The sequence below is a fragment of the Pseudomonas asuensis genome (assembly GCF_014646755.1).
In the GTDB taxonomy this organism is placed as follows: domain Bacteria; phylum Pseudomonadota; class Gammaproteobacteria; order Pseudomonadales; family Pseudomonadaceae; genus Chryseomonas; species Chryseomonas asuensis.
In genome coordinates this window covers 1-523 of sequence record NZ_BMNW01000106.1, presented here as the reverse complement: position 1 = coordinate 523, position 523 = coordinate 1, and the positions used below count along the sequence as shown (strand labels likewise).

The window sequence follows — 523 nt, the reverse complement described above, 5'->3', positions numbered from 1 at the left end:
TATAGCCTGCGGCCTCTAGCATCTGACCATGGTTTATCAAGAAGCGTTGTGTCGGTGTAATATGACTGTCTGCAATAGCGTTCAGGTGCCATTGGGTTTGGCGTAGCGCGAGTAGGCCATCGGGGTTTGTTGAGGCAGTATGTCCCGCTATCCGATCCAACACCTCCTTGGGAAGCGTTGCCAGATTAGAAGAGCCAAGAGGTCTAGAATCCGTCCTGGGCATGAATTCCGTTGTGGGAAATGTACGCTCAGGGTTAGAGGTAGATTTAGCTGATAATTCTTTGAGCTGACCGTTACTACCAAACACAAGGGTCGCCTCAAAAGGGTTATCCGGGTTACCGGGCACATGCGCAACTTGGTAGCGGCACTGGATATCCCCATTAGGTAAACGTTCCTGGTTAACCTTGCCTTCTTGCTTGAACAAGTAAGGTAACAAGGCTTTATTCCTTTCATCCGTAAGCATCGTGTGGCTACCAACCTGTACCAGGCTTCTACCCAGCACCATTCTGCTGGGTACAATGGG

At 50.1% G+C, this 523-nt stretch carries 1 protein-coding gene; it reads right to left on the bottom strand.

Features of this window, described 5'->3' with window-relative positions; genetic code table 11:
• The coding region (locus IEX86_RS24890; protein ID WP_188868818.1) for a hypothetical protein at positions 1-436 on the bottom strand (436 nt) is incomplete at its 3' end.
• Between the last annotated feature and the right edge of the window lie 87 nt (positions 437-523).